12 protein-coding genes are annotated in these 17,508 nt (G+C 46.2%); 9 read left to right on the top strand and 3 right to left on the bottom strand.

The annotated features are described in order from the left end of the window. Positions 1-233: 233 nt before the first annotated feature. Positions 234-887: a hypothetical protein gene (locus tag CRO25_RS06450; RefSeq protein WP_079694380.1), complete on the top strand. Its 654-nt coding sequence runs from the start codon at positions 234-236 to the stop codon at positions 885-887. A gap of 97 nt (positions 888-984) precedes the next feature. On the opposite strand, the gene CRO25_RS06445 is transcribed toward CRO25_RS06450, so the two are convergent. Further along, positions 985-1,965 (bottom strand): alpha/beta fold hydrolase, encoded by a 981-nt coding sequence (locus CRO25_RS06445; protein WP_256863594.1) that lies wholly within the window; start codon positions 1,963-1,965, stop codon positions 985-987. A 273-nt stretch (positions 1,966-2,238) separates the two neighbouring features. On the opposite strand from CRO25_RS06445, the gene CRO25_RS06440 reads away from it, so the two are divergent. The 7 genes from CRO25_RS06440 (at position 2,239) to CRO25_RS06410 (ending at position 15,241) form a co-directional block, all read left to right on the top strand. Beyond that, positions 2,239-3,747 carry a response regulator gene (locus CRO25_RS06440; RefSeq protein WP_079694379.1) on the top strand — a complete coding sequence of 503 codons (1,509 nt, stop codon included), beginning with the start codon at positions 2,239-2,241 and terminating at the stop codon, positions 3,745-3,747. Further along, on the top strand, positions 3,744-5,510 hold the full coding sequence (locus CRO25_RS06435; protein ID WP_079694378.1) for a sensor histidine kinase: 1,767 nt from the start codon (positions 3,744-3,746) through the stop codon (positions 5,508-5,510). The genes CRO25_RS06440 and CRO25_RS06435 overlap by 4 nt, the downstream gene beginning before the upstream one ends. A gap of 219 nt (positions 5,511-5,729) precedes the next feature. Continuing rightward, on the top strand, positions 5,730-6,692 hold the full coding sequence (locus CRO25_RS06430) for a sugar ABC transporter permease (protein WP_256863593.1): 963 nt from the start codon (positions 5,730-5,732) through the stop codon (positions 6,690-6,692). Between the two features lie 26 nt (positions 6,693-6,718). Next, complete coding sequence (locus CRO25_RS06425) at positions 6,719-7,633, top strand: carbohydrate ABC transporter permease (protein WP_256863592.1); 915 nt, start codon at positions 6,719-6,721, stop codon at positions 7,631-7,633. A 91-nt stretch (positions 7,634-7,724) separates the two neighbouring features. Further along, entirely contained in the window at positions 7,725-9,281 is a 1,557-nt protein-coding gene (locus CRO25_RS06420) for a DUF3502 domain-containing protein (protein ID WP_079694376.1), read from the top strand. A 121-nt stretch (positions 9,282-9,402) separates the two neighbouring features. Then, positions 9,403-10,812 (top strand): glycosyl hydrolase family 28 protein, encoded by a 1,410-nt coding sequence (locus CRO25_RS06415; protein WP_256863591.1) that lies wholly within the window; start codon positions 9,403-9,405, stop codon positions 10,810-10,812. A gap of 121 nt (positions 10,813-10,933) precedes the next feature. Beyond that, positions 10,934-15,241, top strand: coding sequence for a discoidin domain-containing protein (locus CRO25_RS06410; protein ID WP_097115745.1), 4,308 nt, complete (start codon positions 10,934-10,936; stop codon positions 15,239-15,241). Positions 15,242-15,464: 223 nt separating this feature from the next. Here the strand turns inward: CRO25_RS06410 and CRO25_RS06405 are convergent, their stop codons facing one another. After that, positions 15,465-15,716, bottom strand: coding sequence for a hypothetical protein (locus CRO25_RS06405; protein ID WP_079694375.1), 252 nt, complete (start codon positions 15,714-15,716; stop codon positions 15,465-15,467). 166 nt (positions 15,717-15,882) lie between these two features. On the opposite strand from CRO25_RS06405, the gene CRO25_RS06400 reads away from it, so the two are divergent. After that, complete coding sequence (locus CRO25_RS06400; RefSeq protein ID WP_079694374.1) at positions 15,883-16,854, top strand: MBL fold metallo-hydrolase; 972 nt, start codon at positions 15,883-15,885, stop codon at positions 16,852-16,854. Between the two features lie 64 nt (positions 16,855-16,918). On the opposite strand, the gene CRO25_RS06395 is transcribed toward CRO25_RS06400, so the two are convergent. Beyond that, positions 16,919-17,500 carry a LysE family transporter gene (locus CRO25_RS06395; protein WP_063563562.1) on the bottom strand — a complete coding sequence of 194 codons (582 nt, stop codon included), beginning with the start codon at positions 17,498-17,500 and terminating at the stop codon, positions 16,919-16,921. Positions 17,501-17,508: the final 8 nt, after the last annotated feature.

Raw genomic sequence — 17,508 nt, 5'->3', positions numbered from 1 at the left:
AGGGCATCGTTTTTTTGTACCTTGACATGAAACGGGTTCCATCCATTAGAGTGAAAATAAACCTGCCAGTCGAAAAGAATAAATCTCGATGTTGAAAGCAAATAGTTCATGTTCTGGTGAAATTGTATATGTTCATATGGAATTTTAAAGATAATATAGAGAGTGGATTAATGAATGATAACGGATAGAGGAAAACGTTTTAGAGTGTATTTTATAATCAAGGAGACGTCTTTATGAGAATCGTTAAATCAATTCCTGCGAATATTGAACAATTGCTAGATCGTTATGAGAAAAATGGTCATCTGACCATGCAAGCTTCACTAATGGGAAAGCAGTCGGTTGTTTATCGTTTACAAGAGTACTGCCTTAAGGTATATACGCCTCGTGGAAAAGTGGATGGAGAATTGGAATGTGAGGCGCTCTTGTCATTGCAAAACAACCTTCATGTTCCCGAACTGTATGCGTACGCTCCTGGGAATTTTGTGCTGACAGAATGGATCGAAGGATTCAATCTGAGACAATATCGGGCAACGTATGGACACATACCGCACAATCTAATATATGATATGTTTTCAACAGAACTTCAGCAGATTCAGGCAGGTTATCGTGATTGGGATGTCATACGATATGAGAATTTGTTATGGACTGCAACAGGGGAGGTCAAGCGAACTGATTTTTGGCTATGTGAACCTGTTAGTTGCCTGCGGATACGGGAGCGATTACAACAAGAGATTATTCGAAAGATTGAGCGGATATACAGCGGTGATGGAGCTGACCTGGGGGAGATCGTGCATTATTTTGATCGACACGGTCTCACGACCACGGAGGTCCAAGAGGCATTAGTAAATTTCAGATCGCTAACACCGAGGATGGCACTAGCACAGTAACGGCACTAACGAAATAAAAACCCTGACGATTACCAGAATCGTTAGGGTTTTATTTTGAAACGAATTGTACTGCTTGTTTAGCGTTTGTTCAGGGAATCTACTTCTTGACCAGTTCCAATATTTCATTGGCAACAAGATCCGGGTGATATTGATGAATATAATGCTCGGTATCCTTAACAGTTACATGTTTGGAATGTTCCGACCAGGACGTAAATTCAGCTTGGGTTTTATCCCATATCGGCTCACTGGCTCCGAAGTAATCTGCTGTCAGTATGGTAAGTGGAAACGGGAAGGGCTTTTTGTTGTCGACGACAACCTTGGCATTGGCTGTCATTTCACGCAACTCATCCACGGTGTTGGCATTCCCATAGTTAAGCAATAGAGCCGTGGTATCTATTTTCTTCAGATCATCTGGTACAAACTTCAGGCCGTTGCGATTGGCATTGGAAGCTTCCACAACAGCGTCAGACTGTAAAGTCAACCGAAACAAACCCGTTTTGATCCGGAATTGGTTCATGAAGCCACCAATCACACTTGCTATATCGTCAGTGTCATTGGCGTAATATTCCGGACTTCCCCCATCCAACATGACAATACCTTGAACTTCATCCGGATATTTTTGCGCAAACCGGAGTGTTTCCAGCGAACCGAGGGAGTGGCCCACCAGAACGTATGGTGGCTTTTGCCCAGATACCTCTAGTAACTCATGCAATTCATCTGCCACGGTATCGACATCGCGTTTCTTATCGGTCATATCGCTATAACCATAACCAAAGCGATCATAAACCGCGAATTTCGTGTACGGTGCAAGCTTTTCATAGAGCGGATAAAAGTCTACATAAGGATCAGCTGTGCCCCACCCGGATGCAAGGACAACTGTTGCATCTCCTTGACCACCCGTATATAAATGCATATTGTCACCATGTATGCTGTAGAGCTTGCCAGGCGGAATAAATGTTTTCTGATCCTGACGGGTACTCACTTGTTGATAGATCAAGCCCGTAACCAGAAGGAGAAGTAAAGCCAATGCTCCGAATATAAACGTCTTAAATAATCTTCTGCGAAATTTTTTCATCATCTCTCACATACTCTCTCTGTATTTTCTCTATCATATATGCCCAATCTTATTGGAGAGAAAACAGAGTCTTAATTCCACCTTAATTATTTTTTGACCGATTTAAATGGATAAAATGATATTTCTCAGAATTGATTGATAGCCAAGGGCGGCCCTGTTGATATATTATACCGATATGAAGGATAGAAAGGGCGAGGAAGCGGATCGTACTTATAAATGTAAGCGCTATCTTAATGAACGCCTTAGCTGTACATTGTAAAAAGGGGGGGCATCGCGATGAAAGTATTGATTGCCGATGACGATGATTATACAAGAGAAGGGCTAGTGGAGGCTATCGACTGGAAGAGCTTCGGTGTACATGAGGTGCTTCAGGTCGAGGATGGAGCCAAGGCTTTACGTATTGCAACCGCTCAAAGACCCGAAATTGTCATTACGGATATACGCATGCCGAAGCTTAACGGTATCGAATTTGCCGAGCAGTTCGTGGCAGTCTGCCCAGATAGCAAGCTGTTATTCATGAGTGGGTATATGGATGTGGCTTACCTGAAGAGTGCGATTCAGCTCTCGGCCGTCGATTATGTGGAAAAGCCGATCAAGTTGCCGGAGATGGAGAACGCCATCCAGAAAACAGTACATTATATCGCCGAGCGGAGGGCGCAGCATTTGCTGTTGGATCAGAAGATGGACCTGGAGCGTGTGAAGCTGGCTAATGCGCTGAGAACGAAGTCCCACCCCGCTGATGAACTTAGGTGCAAAGCCCAGGAAATCGGTTATCCGGTACATGCGAGCTATGTATGTCTGATCGTAACCCAGTTCCACAAGGAAATGCTGGTTGATGCCGTCAACATCCAGACCTACTGGGAACAACATAACCTTGCTACCATCGCCGAGCAATTGGATTACGACCGTTTGCTGCTTGTCGTGGCACTGCCCCGACCGGATGAGGAGATGGTGAGGGTACTGGCAGAAACGCTATGCAGGGAGTACAGCGAGCTTCGTATTGCAGCTGGTCAGGTAGTGGGCGGACTGGAGGAAGTATCCAGAAGTTTCCGCGAAGCGGCGCTGGCCATGGAACGTGTTTTTTTCAAGTCAGATCTGTGTTATCTCACATATGATCCGGTGAATTACGCACCACAAGGGCTCAGAAGCGACATATATCCTGAATTCTACCGGTTGCTGAAGAAGGAACCTGAAGGATTGATTGACTGGATGGAGACGTTCTGTAACAGAGTGCTGGTAGAAGGGGATCAGGCAAGAGAAAGAGTGCTGTCCATGTTTGTCACGTTTGTCAATGCGCTGTTCAAGGAGAGAAATGGTGTACTGATCCGCAGGGGGAAGATGGTTCAGATTCAAGATGTGGAGAAGCAGTTGAACGAATGCCGTACAATGCTTGAGGTAAAGGATCACATGCTTGAGCTGTGTCATGCGTATCAGGAGGAGTTCACCCGGGTATCCCCATATTCGGGCTTGATTCGTAATGTAATGAACTATATATCTGACCATTGCAGCGATGTTGACCTGGATGTGAGGGAGATTGCTGACCATGTGCACTTATCCACTGCCCATCTTGGTGTTCTCTTCAAGCAGGAGACAGGAACTACGATTAAGCAGTATCTGAATGACTATCGGTTGGAGCTTGCCAAGAGACTTATTCTTGAGGAGCACTTCAAAATGATCGATATTTCGAAAATGTCCGGTTATGCCAGTGCAGGATATTTTGCCAAAGTGTTTAAGGCCGCTACGGGCGTAACGCCTGTGGAATATCGAAAGAAGTTTTCCCAATGAGGGTTCTGAAGTGGCTGGGCAACCTATCTCTGCAAAAAAAGCTGGTCATTCTGTTGGCACTCGCAGGCATTATTCCGCTGATGATTACGTTCTCGGCGACATACGGAGAACTTCGTAATTCTGTAATCACCGGACAGAACTATGCAGCCAACCAAAGCTTTGACCAAACTTTATCACTGCTGTCCAGCAAATTCTCCCACATTGAGGAAGTGTCGTCGATGATTACGATTGACGAGCAGATCAATGCGGTTTTCTCAAAAGACCCGGAGCATATGCAGGTGTGGGAGCAGCTGTCCGCCTTTGAACGGATCACGGATTATACACGTATTCTTCAGACAAATTCTGAGATTAACGGTATCGTATATTATATTAATGATGACTTCGTCATAACGGGTCCACATGCAACGATGTATCGTCCATATGCCCAGGTGTCGTCATTGCCCTGGGTCAGGAAGATCGTTGCAGGGGGCGGCGAAGCGGTGTGGGTAATGATGAAAGATGAGAGCAGCACATCGTCCGTGAGTTATTTAGCGCTGGGAAGAGTGCTGTGGAATATTAACGACTATTCCGAGCCGGTAGGCATTGTAACGCTGCGTGTGGAGTTGCCTCAGCTTCAGCCCTATATCATGAACTCAGCCATGGAGCAGCTGGTCTACTTGGATACGGATGAGGGAGAAGTGGTCCTCAGTAATGGACATGCGGAGTTGGAACAACGAAATGGATTCAGATCTCAGGTGAGCCGAAATCAGTTTGAAGAGGTCAAAGTAGGTGACTCCTCTTATATCGTCCGAGATTCAAGAGTTGGATCGAGCAATCTGTTCCTGCATTCCGTCATATCTCCAGATACGGCAGCTACAGCCGTGAATAAGGTGCGAAACAAGGTGCTCCTCGTACACTTGCTTGTCTGCCTAGCTCTATTGGTATGCATCATCCCGGTGACGAAATCTATTACGAGTCGCATCTTTTTGCTTATGAACAGAATGAGTCAGGTTCGGCAAGGCAGATTAAACACGCTGGATATTCCCAATAGGGAGGACGAAGTAGGTCATCTGGTATCCAGCTACAATTATATGATTAACAGTGTCAGGGAACTGATGGACAATCAGTACAGGCTTGGGCAGGATAAGAAAGGAGCAGAACTGCGGGCATTGCAGTCCCAGATTAATCCGCATTTTCTGTATAATACGCTGGATATGATCGTCTGGATGGCTCAGAAAGAAGAGAAGCAGAACGTTCAGCAGGTCGTGTACGCTCTCTCTGATTATTACAAGTTGATTCTGAACAAAGGGGAAGACTTCGTAACCTTGAGAGATGAACTGCGCTTATCTGAGATCTATGTAAGCATTCAGCAGAAGAGATTCAAAGGCAAGATTCAATTCGATGTACACGTAGACGAAGCGGTAATGGAATGTATGTTGCCCAAGATTACACTCCAGCCGCTGGTTGAGAACGCGATTGTACACGGTATTCTGGAAAAGCCCGAGAGCAGTGGCATTATTACAATTACGGGAGGCATAGAGGAAGGGCGAGTACGGATTGTGATCACTGACGATGGTCCTGGCTTAGAGCAATCCCCTTCTCGGCTACACCGCCATCAAGGCAGCGGATACGGCGTACATAACATCCGCAAACGGCTGGAGTTTTATTATAATGAAACGGATGGAATGCATTATGAATCGGCTCCTGAGACAGGCACAAGTGTAATCATCAATGTTCCCATGGTTTTTCGTGATGCACATGAATTGAAACAAGCCAGCACATGACTTTGATGAGAGAGAACAATGGCGGTAACATTGGACGCCGTAAACGAAGCAAACGACGAAAGTCTTTTATCGAATAAGATGAGAGCATGGCGACAGGTATTTTTTACCTGTCGCTTTTGTTTTGCATTTTCATCGAAAAGTACCAGAAATCTTGTGAAATTCGAATAGTAGAGAGGTATCGTGCCGGACTACAATAAGAAGCAAGGAAAGGGTGATACGATGGCAGAACCAAATATAGCAATGACAAAAGCGCTCAAACAGAAGAAAAGGCGCTTTGCAGACCTCAGGGAACACAAAACCTATTACATTATGCTGATCCCCCTAGTCGTGTTTTTCACCTTATTCAACTACCTTCCCATGGCGGGACTCTACAACGCATTTACCGACTATGACTTTAGCAAGGGTCTGTTCAGTCCTTTTGTGGGGTTGAAAAATTTTGAGTTCCTGTTCAAAGGAGGCTGGGATTCGATTGTCTGGAAATTGACTCGCAATACGCTGCTCTATAATGTGGCCTTCATTGTACTCGGCAACATCTGTCAGATCGCCATGGCCGTTCTGCTTAGGGAACTGACATTCAAGAAATTCATGAAAACGTCGCAGACGCTGATGTTCATGCCTTACTTCGTCTCGATGGTCGTGGTTGGTTCCATTGTATACAATCTGTTCAACTACAAGTATGGTGTATTTAATAACGTTTTTACGTCATTGGGTTTCGAGCGCTTTGACTTCTACCAGTCACCTGAGGTCTGGCCGTTCATTATCGTCATTATCGAAATCTGGAAGGGGCTAGGGTACGGTACGGTCATTTATTTAGCATCTATTATGGGTATTGATGAAAGCGTATACGAAGCAGCTTATGTCGATGGCGCCAGCAAGTGGCAACGGATTCGGTACATTACACTGCCGCTTTTGAAGCCGACGGTTATCATCCTGGTTTTGTTTGCTATCGGAGGAATTATGAGGGGACAATTTGACCTGTTCTGGAACATAATCGGCAACAACGGACTGCTGCTGAATGCAACCGATATTATCGATACGTATGTGTACCGTTCATTAACCGTGAATTTCAGTCTCGGACTGGGAACGGCGGCAGGGCTATATCAATCGATGTTCGGATTGGTACTTGTTGTGACGGTAAACGCAATTGTTCGTAAAGTGGATCGTGAAAATTCATTATTTTAATCGTCAACCGAATGGGAGGAAGCCTGATGGCACAATTTGCTGCAACATCTGACAAGAACAAGTTAAAAGTGGATGCAAGCTCGAAAATATTCGATGTTATGGCTGTGGTCATTGTTGGCTTGGTAGCACTAATCTGCGTCGCTCCATTTATCCTGATGCTGTCAGGATCACTGAGTGATGAATCCAAAATTGTAGTTAATGGCTACTCACTACTGCCACAGGATTTCACATTGGATGCATACAAGATTGTTTTTACCACCCTGGGAGGGGAAATTGGCAGGGCGTATCTTGTTACCATCTATGTTACGGTGCTGGGTACGTTTCTCGGATTATTGACAACGTCCATTAGCGGATTCATTTTATCCCGTCCGGACTTTAAGCACCGGGACAAAGTTGCTTTCTTTATCTACTTTACCACGCTGTTCAGCGGCGGACTGATTCCCACCTACTTGGTGGTCGCCAATGTGCTGCATCTCAATCATACGTTGTGGGCGATTATCCTTCCGGGTATGCTCTCTCCATTTAATGTGTTCCTGTTCCGCAACTATGTCAAAAGCATCCCCAATTCCTTAATGGAGTCCGCACGAATCGACGGGGCAGGCGATTTCAGAATCTATTGGCAGATTGTTCTTCCACTCTCGAAGCCTGTTAGCGCAACAATCGGACTGTTTCTTGGACTGGGTTACTGGAATAACTGGTTTGGTTATAGTTTGTACCTGATTTCCGATCAGGAGAAATGGGGATTGCAGTATCTGCTTTATCGTATGTTATCCCGTGTAACGGATGCCGTCAGAGACGCTCAGATTGTCGTGGATCAGCTGCCAAGTGAGACGATGAAGCTGGCAACGACCATGCTGGTAACAGGACCCATTATCCTATTGTATCCGTACATGCAGCGTCATTTTGTCAGCGGTCTGATTGTTGGAGGCGTGAAGGGATAAATGATAATGGGTTTACACGATCAGGATAGGGTGAAAGGTTGTCACTGGTCGCTTCACATACAAAAATATCATCATAATGGAGGGGATTGTTTTGCAAGCGCTACATATTAGAAAATCACTTCTGTCTTGTCTCATGGTATTCACGGTTATCCTTTCCGCATGTTCGAATGGGGGTTCGGACAAAGGTACTACCGAAGGTTCAAGCACAACGACATCCGATGGCAAGACGATTGTGCAATTGAAGGGTATCACGATGGGGAATGCTCCCGCCAGTGGCATGGACAACTTTTACAAGCAACTGGATGAGCTAACGATTAAGGATCTGGGGGCAACGATTCGTTTTGACTTTGTGCCTTGGGGAGATGAAAAGAATCAGATCAGCAGAGCTATCGCCGCGAAGGAATACGACGTTTATGTTGGCGGCGCCTGGTCCGACTTTGCATCGTTCGCCACCAAGAATGCATTTGCGAATCTGACCCCACTGCTGGGAGATGTGCCTGATCTGGTGGAGCATTATAAAGGCACACTGGATACCGTAAAGATTAACGGTAGTCTCTACGGCATTCCACAATACAATAAGCCCGGAGGCGGCGGAGAAGGCCTGTTGTTCCGTGAAGATCTGCGCAAAGCGTGGGGATTACCGGAAATTACAGATCTGGATACCGTAGAACAATATCTTTACAAGGCCAAAGAAGCTTATCCAGACACGCCGATGATTAATGATAAGCGGTTCGCGGATAACGTCTGGACTCTGGTTGCGGGCTCCAAGTATCTGGATCTGGTAAAAGGGTACGTTGTTGCCACCGTGGATGAGCCATACAAGGCGATCAGCATGTACGACACACCTGAGTATAAGCAGGTTCTGGAGCGGTCCAAAAAGTGGTATGAAGATGGCATTGTGAGCCACGATATTTTGGCTGCTCAGGGCAATGCGACAAGTGAGACGCTGGAATTGATGAAAGCCGACAAAAAGCCGCTTGAATTTAACAACCACTTTGGCGCTGTCAGCAGCAGTTATGTTGGTGCACTGAAAGAGCTGCATCCTGATTTTGAGTATGGTTGGTTTGATTATTATTTCAACAATATTCCGGCCTACATGCCGTTCATGGCACCGGATAATATCACCATGATCTCGATTGGTGCTCACTCCAAACACGTCGAAACGGTTCTAAAGCTTATCGAAAAAGCTCATACCAATCGAACGTACTACAATCTGTTGCAATACGGTGTTGAAGGAGAGAATTACAAGCTGGATGGCGAATTCGTTAGCTTTGAAGGCATCAAATCGGAGAACAAAAAGCCAGGCTGGACGGGGCTATATGATGGATATATGAACCTGCAGGAGAAATATCCAGACGAATGGCAAGCCATTAACGATAAATTGCAGAATGAAGGTGCCAAGAAAGCGGAAGAGAATGGTCAAAGTCCACTGGCCGGATTCGGACTTGCAACATCTAATGTGGCTGCAGAGCTTGCAAGCATGGAGACGGTTAAATCTCAGTATATCGTTCCTCTGTCAGTGGGCATTACCAAGGATATTGATGCCGATCTTGCCAATGTGAAGAAACAGCTGGAGGGCGCTGGATTCGACAAGTTTATGGCTGAATTACAGGTTCAACTGGATGCTTTTGGTGCAAGCAAGAAGTAATAGACTCGGATTAGTTGAATTGTGGAGACATTTGAACGAATCAATTATATAAGTACCAATGTGCCTGTAGACCCCATGATACTCCGGGGTCTACACCTATATTATAGCTGGAGGAACGCTTGTGAAGCCAATCATCTGTTATCCCCTGATTCAGGAAATTCCCCAATCTCAAGATTACATTATTCGTATTCGTGAGGCTGGCAGTGACGGACCGTGGTCTGACGTAAATGTATACGGAGTAAAGGTTGATATGCACCAGGTGCGGCAGGCGAGCATGGCTTATTTTGATATGGGTGTTCCAATTGATTTGGAAATTGAATGCAGATACACGGAGGTTCAGACCATTGATATTCGGCCTTTATCTTATACAATCCAATCACAGATACGGGGCAATGTACTCTCATTTGAACTGAAAGAACCTCTTAAGTTGTCCATCGAGGTAAATGGCGAACGCTTTCGCAATCTGCATTTATTCGGAAACGGGCTGGAGACGGATGCTCCAAGCATGCACGATCCACGTGTTCACGTCATAAAGCCTGGCATCCATCGTACGGAATGGCTGGAGACAAAGGCTGAAGTACTCTATTTTGCACCAGGCATGCATTACATTGAAGAGACCATCCTACGCGTTCCATCAGGCAAGACGGTCTATATTGATGGCGGTGCTGCTGTCGCCGGTTCATTCGTCTGTGATCGGGTTCAGAACGTTACAATCCGGGGGCGAGGCATGGTCTATCTGGCCGACTTTCATCGTTTCTCTGCATTCCGCGGAGTTCGGTTGATCCATGCGAGCCGGATTGCCATTGAAGGCATTATGATCATCGACGTGCCGCACTACAGTGTGTACATCGGTAGCTCACAGTACGTGTCCATCAAGGGTATTAAGTCATTCAGTACACGGGGCTGGTCGGATGGTATTGATATCATGTCCAGCTCGGATATTGAGATCGAACATGTTTTCATGCGCAACTCGGATGATTGCATCGCGATCTATGGCAGCCGATGGGGTTACCGTGGTGACTCGCGTCGTATCCGGGTTAGACATGCTGTGCTATGGGCTGACGTGGCACATCCACTTATGATTGGCACGCACGGGGACCACGAGGCTAACGGTGATGTAATTGAGGATATCCGGTACGAAGATATCGACATCCTGGAACATCATGAGCCACAACCCAACTACTGGGGAGCTATGGCCATTAACGCGGGTGATCATAATACCGTGCGGAACGTTGTCTATGCACGAATCAGAGTGGAAACCTTTGAGCAAGGTCAGCTATTCGATCTGCGTGTGATTAGGAACAAGGATTACAATCCTGCTCCTGGTCGGAGGATCGAACACATTGTATTTGAGGATATCGAGTACGCAGGAGGGGCGTTACATCCTTCCCGGATCTATGGTTATGACGAAGAGCGCAGCATTGAAGGAGTGACGTTTAATAATTTGACGATTGCAGGTCAACGTGTGGATAGCCCAAATCACCCAGCGATTGAAATGAACGAGTATGTACGTGGCATCACATTCCGTTAAGGGCGTTCAATTGGAAAATACGACGAGTAAACAGGAAAGGGGGGATGTGTAATTTCAATGTCTGGCACAAGTGGGCTTCAAGGGAAGAACATCGAATTCCATGAAAATGAGGAGGTTTGATATGGAAATGAATAGCGGATTTCATGAGGGAAAAAGATGGAGACGGGTGATTGCTTTACTTGCTGCAATCAGTCTGTTGGCAACACTTTTACCGGTTGGTACCCATTCCATCGCAGTTGCTGCGGATTCAAACGATGTTACTGTGTCAGGATATGAAGTTCAGATCAATGAAGCAATCACAGGTGGCTTCACGCATCCCGGAGTTGGACTAACCAAGGAAGTCCTAGAGAACATGAGAGAGCAGGTATTGTCGCAACAGGAACCATGGTACTCCTACTATGTGGCGATGACTAGTTCTGCAGCGGCTTCCAAGACAGTGACGTCCAGCAATGTCAGCCAAACGGACCCAACAAAACCGGCAAGCGATGCCTTTAACAGCCAAGGCTTCAACTCCCGTTTTATAAGCGATGGATTGAAAGCGTATACTCAAGCGTTGATGTATTATATTTCAGGAGATGAGACGTATCGGTCCAATGCGATGCGTATCATTCGGATCTGGTCGCAGATGGACCCTAGCAAATATGTTTACTTTAATGATGCACACATTCATACCGGGATTCCGCTGAATCGCATGGTTACGGCAGCTGAGATTCTGAGATATACAAGTTATCAGACGGATGAGCTGGGATGGACAGCACAGGATACAACGAATTTTACAACCAACCTGATTAATCCGGTTATCGAGACCTTCCAACATGACAACAATCGCTTTATGAATCAGCATAACTATCCTTTGCTTGGTGCGATGGCAGGGTATATTTTTACCAACAATCAGAGCAGATATGACGAAGCAGTTGAGTGGTTCACCGTTAACAGCACTGCACAAGACCAAGGCTTTAATGGGTCTGTCAAGCAGCTCTTCCGCTTAATGGATACTGATGATCTGACTGGGGAGCCGCTGGATGAGCCGGTGATTCAGCATGTGGAGATGGGTAGGGACCAGGCGCATGGGGGTGGAGACCTCACTAACGCTGCTATCCTATCACGTATGCTGCTTGCTCAGGGTACAAAGGTCGATCCCGTGGATGGTACCGTATCAACAGCGGCAAATGCGGTCGGACCGTATGAGTTCCTGGATGATCGCATATTGGCGGCCGCAGACTTCTTCTGGCAATTCATGCTTGGTTATGATACGCCCTGGACGCCAGTGGCCTATGCCATTTCGCCAGATGGAACGATTCGGGATACGTATAATCATATATCCAATGCCTACAAAGGTAGAATGAATACGGCAAATTTCTGGGATATGTATTACTACTACACATATGTCAGAGGCATTAATGTTGCAGAGAAGGCTCCTCATTATTATGAAGCATTTACGAAGCGGCTGCCTTCCAACTTTTATTATGGTGGTACTCTGAACAAAAACTGGGACAATGTGGACGGAGGCGGAGACTTCTGGCTGTATATGCCAGAGGAGGCAGTGTCTGAAGGTGCAGAATTTCTGCCGCGTGAGCAGACAAGCGGCTCACTGATCGATATTGAAGATCGTTATACGAAGCTTGGCGGCAACACAACCACCATAAAGGAAGGCGATACGTCGTTTGTGCGGTTTCAGGCGACGCAAGCGGGAAGTCGTATAGCATTTCTTAACGGTTCCAGCAGCGAGAAAATCATTGGTTTCCGCATCCGTACCAATGGGCCTGCCTACTTGGAGCTTACTCCGGGAATCCATGATACATTAACTTTGCCAGATACGCATGGACAGTGGCGGTATGTGACTTACACGCTGGACAGCTTCCAGAGCCTGAACGATATTCTTTATATGAAGGTCACAGGTTCGGATAAGACAGTAGATATCGATCACATTCATATCAAAGCAAGTGAACAGCTGACACCGCCAGTATTCAAAATAGGAAATTCTGATCTCTCCATATTCGCCTATCCTAGCTCGCCGATTCGTGTTTATTTTGAAGCAACCGATGCTGGGGGAACGGATGTGGTGACCTATTCCAGCCCGAATCTGCCTCAAGGAGCAGCATTGAATGAAGCCACGGGCGAGATGCTTTGGCAGCCGGGAGTGTCACAGACTGGAACTCATTCCTTCCATGTCGCCGCTTCAGACGGTACAACAATCACGACAAGAAATGTAAAGATTGAAGTCTCTGCGAATCGGGCTTCCGCTGTGGAGCAGGCCATAGCTGCTTATGATCAGGATCGAATTTATGTAGCAGCAACACTCAACTCATTTCATGCAGTGTATGAGGATACCCTGGAGCAGCTTGATACAGCTACAGATGAAGTATTCTATGGGCAGCTGCAGGAGCTAGCCCAAGCAGCGGAAGCGCTGGAGCTGGTCACTCCGCTGCTGGAACAGGGCGGAGGTATTGATTACCACAACATCGTTGCTTCATCGACCTTTGGAACAGACATTGCCAATATGGTGGACGGGGACAATCAGACGGGGGTTTCGTATACACGTGCGCCAAACCTATACCATATGATTGATTTCGGACCAGATTTCAAAGTATCGGCTACGTCCTTTGGATTCCAAAGTAATATATTTGCCGATCGTCTCGCGAAGTCAGCTGTTTTTGGCTCCAATGATGGGGAGGACTGGGTACGCTTGACCCCGGGGTTAACAGCATTTACCCAGAGCTTTCAAACCCTGGATGTTGCTCCCGAATACCAGGATGATTCGTTCCGGTTCATCAAGGTTCAGCTGCTTCATCCACAGCCGGATGTATTGTATGGCATCGTACGGAATTTGTTCGAAATGACCGAGTTCCGGATCTATGGTGAACGTCATGAGACAGGCAATAAGCTGAAGTCCGTCTCCATCTTTTCGGATCAAAGTGTAAGTGGCAAGATTGCAACTGGGGACACGGTACAATTGACGATTCAGGCCAAGGAAGCAATTCAAAACGTAACAGCGACCATTCAGGGAATTGCAGCAACCGTTACGACGCAGGATCAGATCCATTGGACAGCGGTGGCTGCTATGGGAGATGATGTACCTACAGGTACGGTCAAGTTTACAGTGGATTACGAACAGAGTGACGGAACAGCAGGGGAGCGGACAGTCCTGACCACTGACAATTCGAAGCTGTTCCTTGTAGATGGCGGCAGGTATATTGATGTGTCTATGATGGCGAAAGTAAAGGCTTCGGATAAACAATGGCCAGGTAACGGGTTATCCCAGGATGAGGTGGGTTATCTGCTATTCGATGGTGATACATCCACCTATGGAGATCTGAATACATCATCGGGTTCCTTCTACACGGTGGACTTCGGTGAAGGTCTGTCTGTGAAGCTGGATGAAATAGTGCTGATGCCAAGAGCTTCCAACAGCTCAAGAATGAACGGGCTTGTCATTCAGGGTTCCAACGATAATTCAAACTGGACGGATCTAACACAGCCCCTAAAAGGTTCTCAAGAAGGAACGTGGTCCGATATTAGACAGGATCAGCTTCTGAATAATGGATATTATCGATATTTAAAACTGTACAACAACTCGGCATGGAGTGGTAACGTTGCCGAAGTTGAGTTTTATGGTGATGTAGACTACGATGCGGAGGTTGTGGATTCAAAAGTGGTTGCGCCTGAAGGCTACACCCAAGGAAGCTACTACCTGTATATGCAGGAGGTCAACCGCATCAAAGCTTCATTAACCGAACCGGATGCAAACAAGATGGCATTGCTTAAAGAGTTAATTGCAGCCAAGACCCTGCTAATCTCTTTCGCTGACTCATTTCCTCCAATTCATGTAGACACTGCGATGGTGCTTGCCTCCTCCATTTCATGGGATGGAAAGGTTGATGCAATTAATAACGGATGGCGTGCATTTGACGGCGATCCTGCCACATCGCCAGATACCAAAACAGCAGCAGGCTGGACCCGAGTCGATCTGGGAGCAGATCACGCCAAAGTAGTTGGCAGTATCAGGTTTATCCCACGTACCGGCAATGCCGCCCGAATGAATGGAGCCCTGATCCAGGGGTCCACTGATGGGGTGAACTTTGATACGCTTTATACCATAGGTGGTGTAAGCGAGATCAAGTGGTATAAGCAGACTTTGAGCAGCAGCAATGCTTATCGTTATTTGCGCTATTATACGCCAAACGGCTTCGCCAATATCGGTGAGCTGGAGTTCTATGAGAAGATTGTGGACAGAACGCTCCTTACACTGCTGATGGAACGGGCAAATGCAGTGAAAGAGGAGGATTATACCGGAGAGAGCTATGCGCAGTTACAGGCTGCTATCACGAGTGCAGCCGTGGTTGATACGGATCTGGAAGCAAACCAGAACGATGTTGATTCCGCTGCGGATAGTTTGAAGACGGCGCTGGGTGGTCTGGTTTCCATTTGAATGGGAGAGAACCGGCAATATTATAATTCAAATGTTACGACTTTGTAGAATGAACAGAAGCAGGATGAGGATATACAGGTTGGAAATTCGTATAAGGCAGTAAACTCAGTACTGAATATATGATAAAGAGAAAAAAGATAGTGTCCTTGCAGAGAAGGGACACTATCTTTTCTTATTTAACGGTTTTGAGGAGTCGTTATAACACCTACCGTCATACAGCCTTTTATAGAAAAACTCTTTTGTTTTGGGTTACTGGAATAAATTGGTGATATAGTCCTGTGAGATGTTCGTCGCTGGGCTGTAAAAGCTTCGACAGCAGTATAATCTGGCCTGTATGGTAGCCATAATGGGAAGCGACCTTTATCAACAGAGAACGTACAAATTTATGCTCATGCGCATCTTTGGCTTCATCCTCACGACGGTTCATACGATTCCAATCGGTCAGCTCATAGGGAATGGTCACTTCCCTGGACAAATCCTCATCTTCCAGACTAGATAATATCGCGGTTGATTCTGTTCGCGCCTGGCGAATTGATTATAAACGAACAATGATTTAATATAAAGGCTAATATTGCTCCTGTTTTACTCAAGATTGAATGATCGCTTGAATTATTGATTATAGAGAACAGAAGGTATGAATAATGACAAAATACGAAAATCAGGTTCCGACATCCGCAGGTATGAGCTTCAGCTCCCTCGTGAGCATGTTGAAAGATTCCATGCGGAGAAGTATAGAGCGAAGACCTGTGGGGAACATTCCCGTAGAGAAATATGAACCAGCGGAATCGTTAAATGTATCCGATCATCCGCAGGTAACATGGTTCGGTCATTCGGCTTTTTTGCTTGAGATCGAAGGACACAGATTGCTCTTTGATCCAATGCTGGGCAACCGTCCATCTCCTGTATCTTGGGCGGGTACGAAACGATACAGCACTAACCTGCCAATTCAACCCGAGGACTTTCCAGCCTTGGATGCGATCATTATATCGCATGACCATTATGATCATCTGGACTATTCCTCTATCCGCAGATTGAAAAATAAAACACAGCGGTTTATCGTCCCACTCGGCGTGCGTCGAAGACTAATTCAACTGGGTGTGCCCTCGGAACAGATTACCGAACATAACTGGTGGGATGAGCTATCCTTCAAAGGTCTGACATTAGCCTGCACGCCGGCGCGGCATTTCTCGGGCAGAGGGTTGTTGGACCGCAATTCGACACTGTGGTGTTCGTGGGTTATTGCTGGACAAGAAACGAAGGTTTTCTTTAGCGGCGACAGTGGATACGGTCCTCATTTTAAGGAAATCGGCAGTAAGTATGGACCCTTTGACCTGACCCTGATGGAATGCGGACAATATGATGAGCGTTGGTCCAACATTCATATGATGCCGGAAGAAACGGTACAGGCTCACTTGGACGTAAGGGGAGGACTGCTCATCCCGATTCATTGGGCCGCATTTACGCTTGCTTATCATGCCTGGAACGAGCCAGTTGAACGGATCACTAAGGCTGCACATGCCCTGAATGTCACCATTGCAACACCCAAAATCGGTGAGAAGGTTGTGCTGCATACGGGAGCTTACCCAAGCCAACCGTGGTGGAGATCAAACTGAGGTAATTTGAAATAAACATAAAAGCGTCCAGCCATTCGATGGGAGGACGCTTTTTCTCTTGCATTTATTTTAAAATCGATAGGGCGCTATAGATGAGCAAAACACCCATTAGAATATTAAAAGGACGTTCATATTTCAATAAAAAGCTCTGAAATAACATACCGCATAACCCCCAAGTCATATTGGCACTAATGCCAATGATGGTTAGAAGTAACGAAAATACGATCATATGAACATGAGAGTCTCCGAGAGGCATAACAAATACCGAGATGGCCGTAAGACCATACAGAATGACTTTGGGGTTGATGAATTGCAGGGTGAAGCCAAAGAGAAACGTAAAACGATTGACCTTTGGATCTTTGGCATTTGCAGGTTTACTTCGCATGATTTTGATCGCCAAATAGATCATGTATACACACCCCAATATGTTCAGGGCCGGTTTGATCCTAGGGATGTATTGATGCAGAATAAGGTTGAAATAACTAGACAGGAACATAATAAGCAGGCAGCCAGCTGCTACGCCGGCAATAAACGGAATAATTTTTTTGAATCCCTCGTTTCTTGCGTGAGTCATGGCGATGATGTTATTGGGACCCGGTGTGAATGAAGCAACGATTGCGTAAGTCAGTAACGGAATGATATTCATATGTCCTC

The organism is Paenibacillus sp. RU5M (assembly GCF_900221055.1).
GTDB lineage: Bacteria > Bacillota > Bacilli > Paenibacillales > Paenibacillaceae > Paenibacillus > Paenibacillus marchantiae.
The sequence above is the reverse complement of the archived record's forward strand: the minus strand, read 5'-3'. Positions and strand labels throughout refer to the sequence as shown.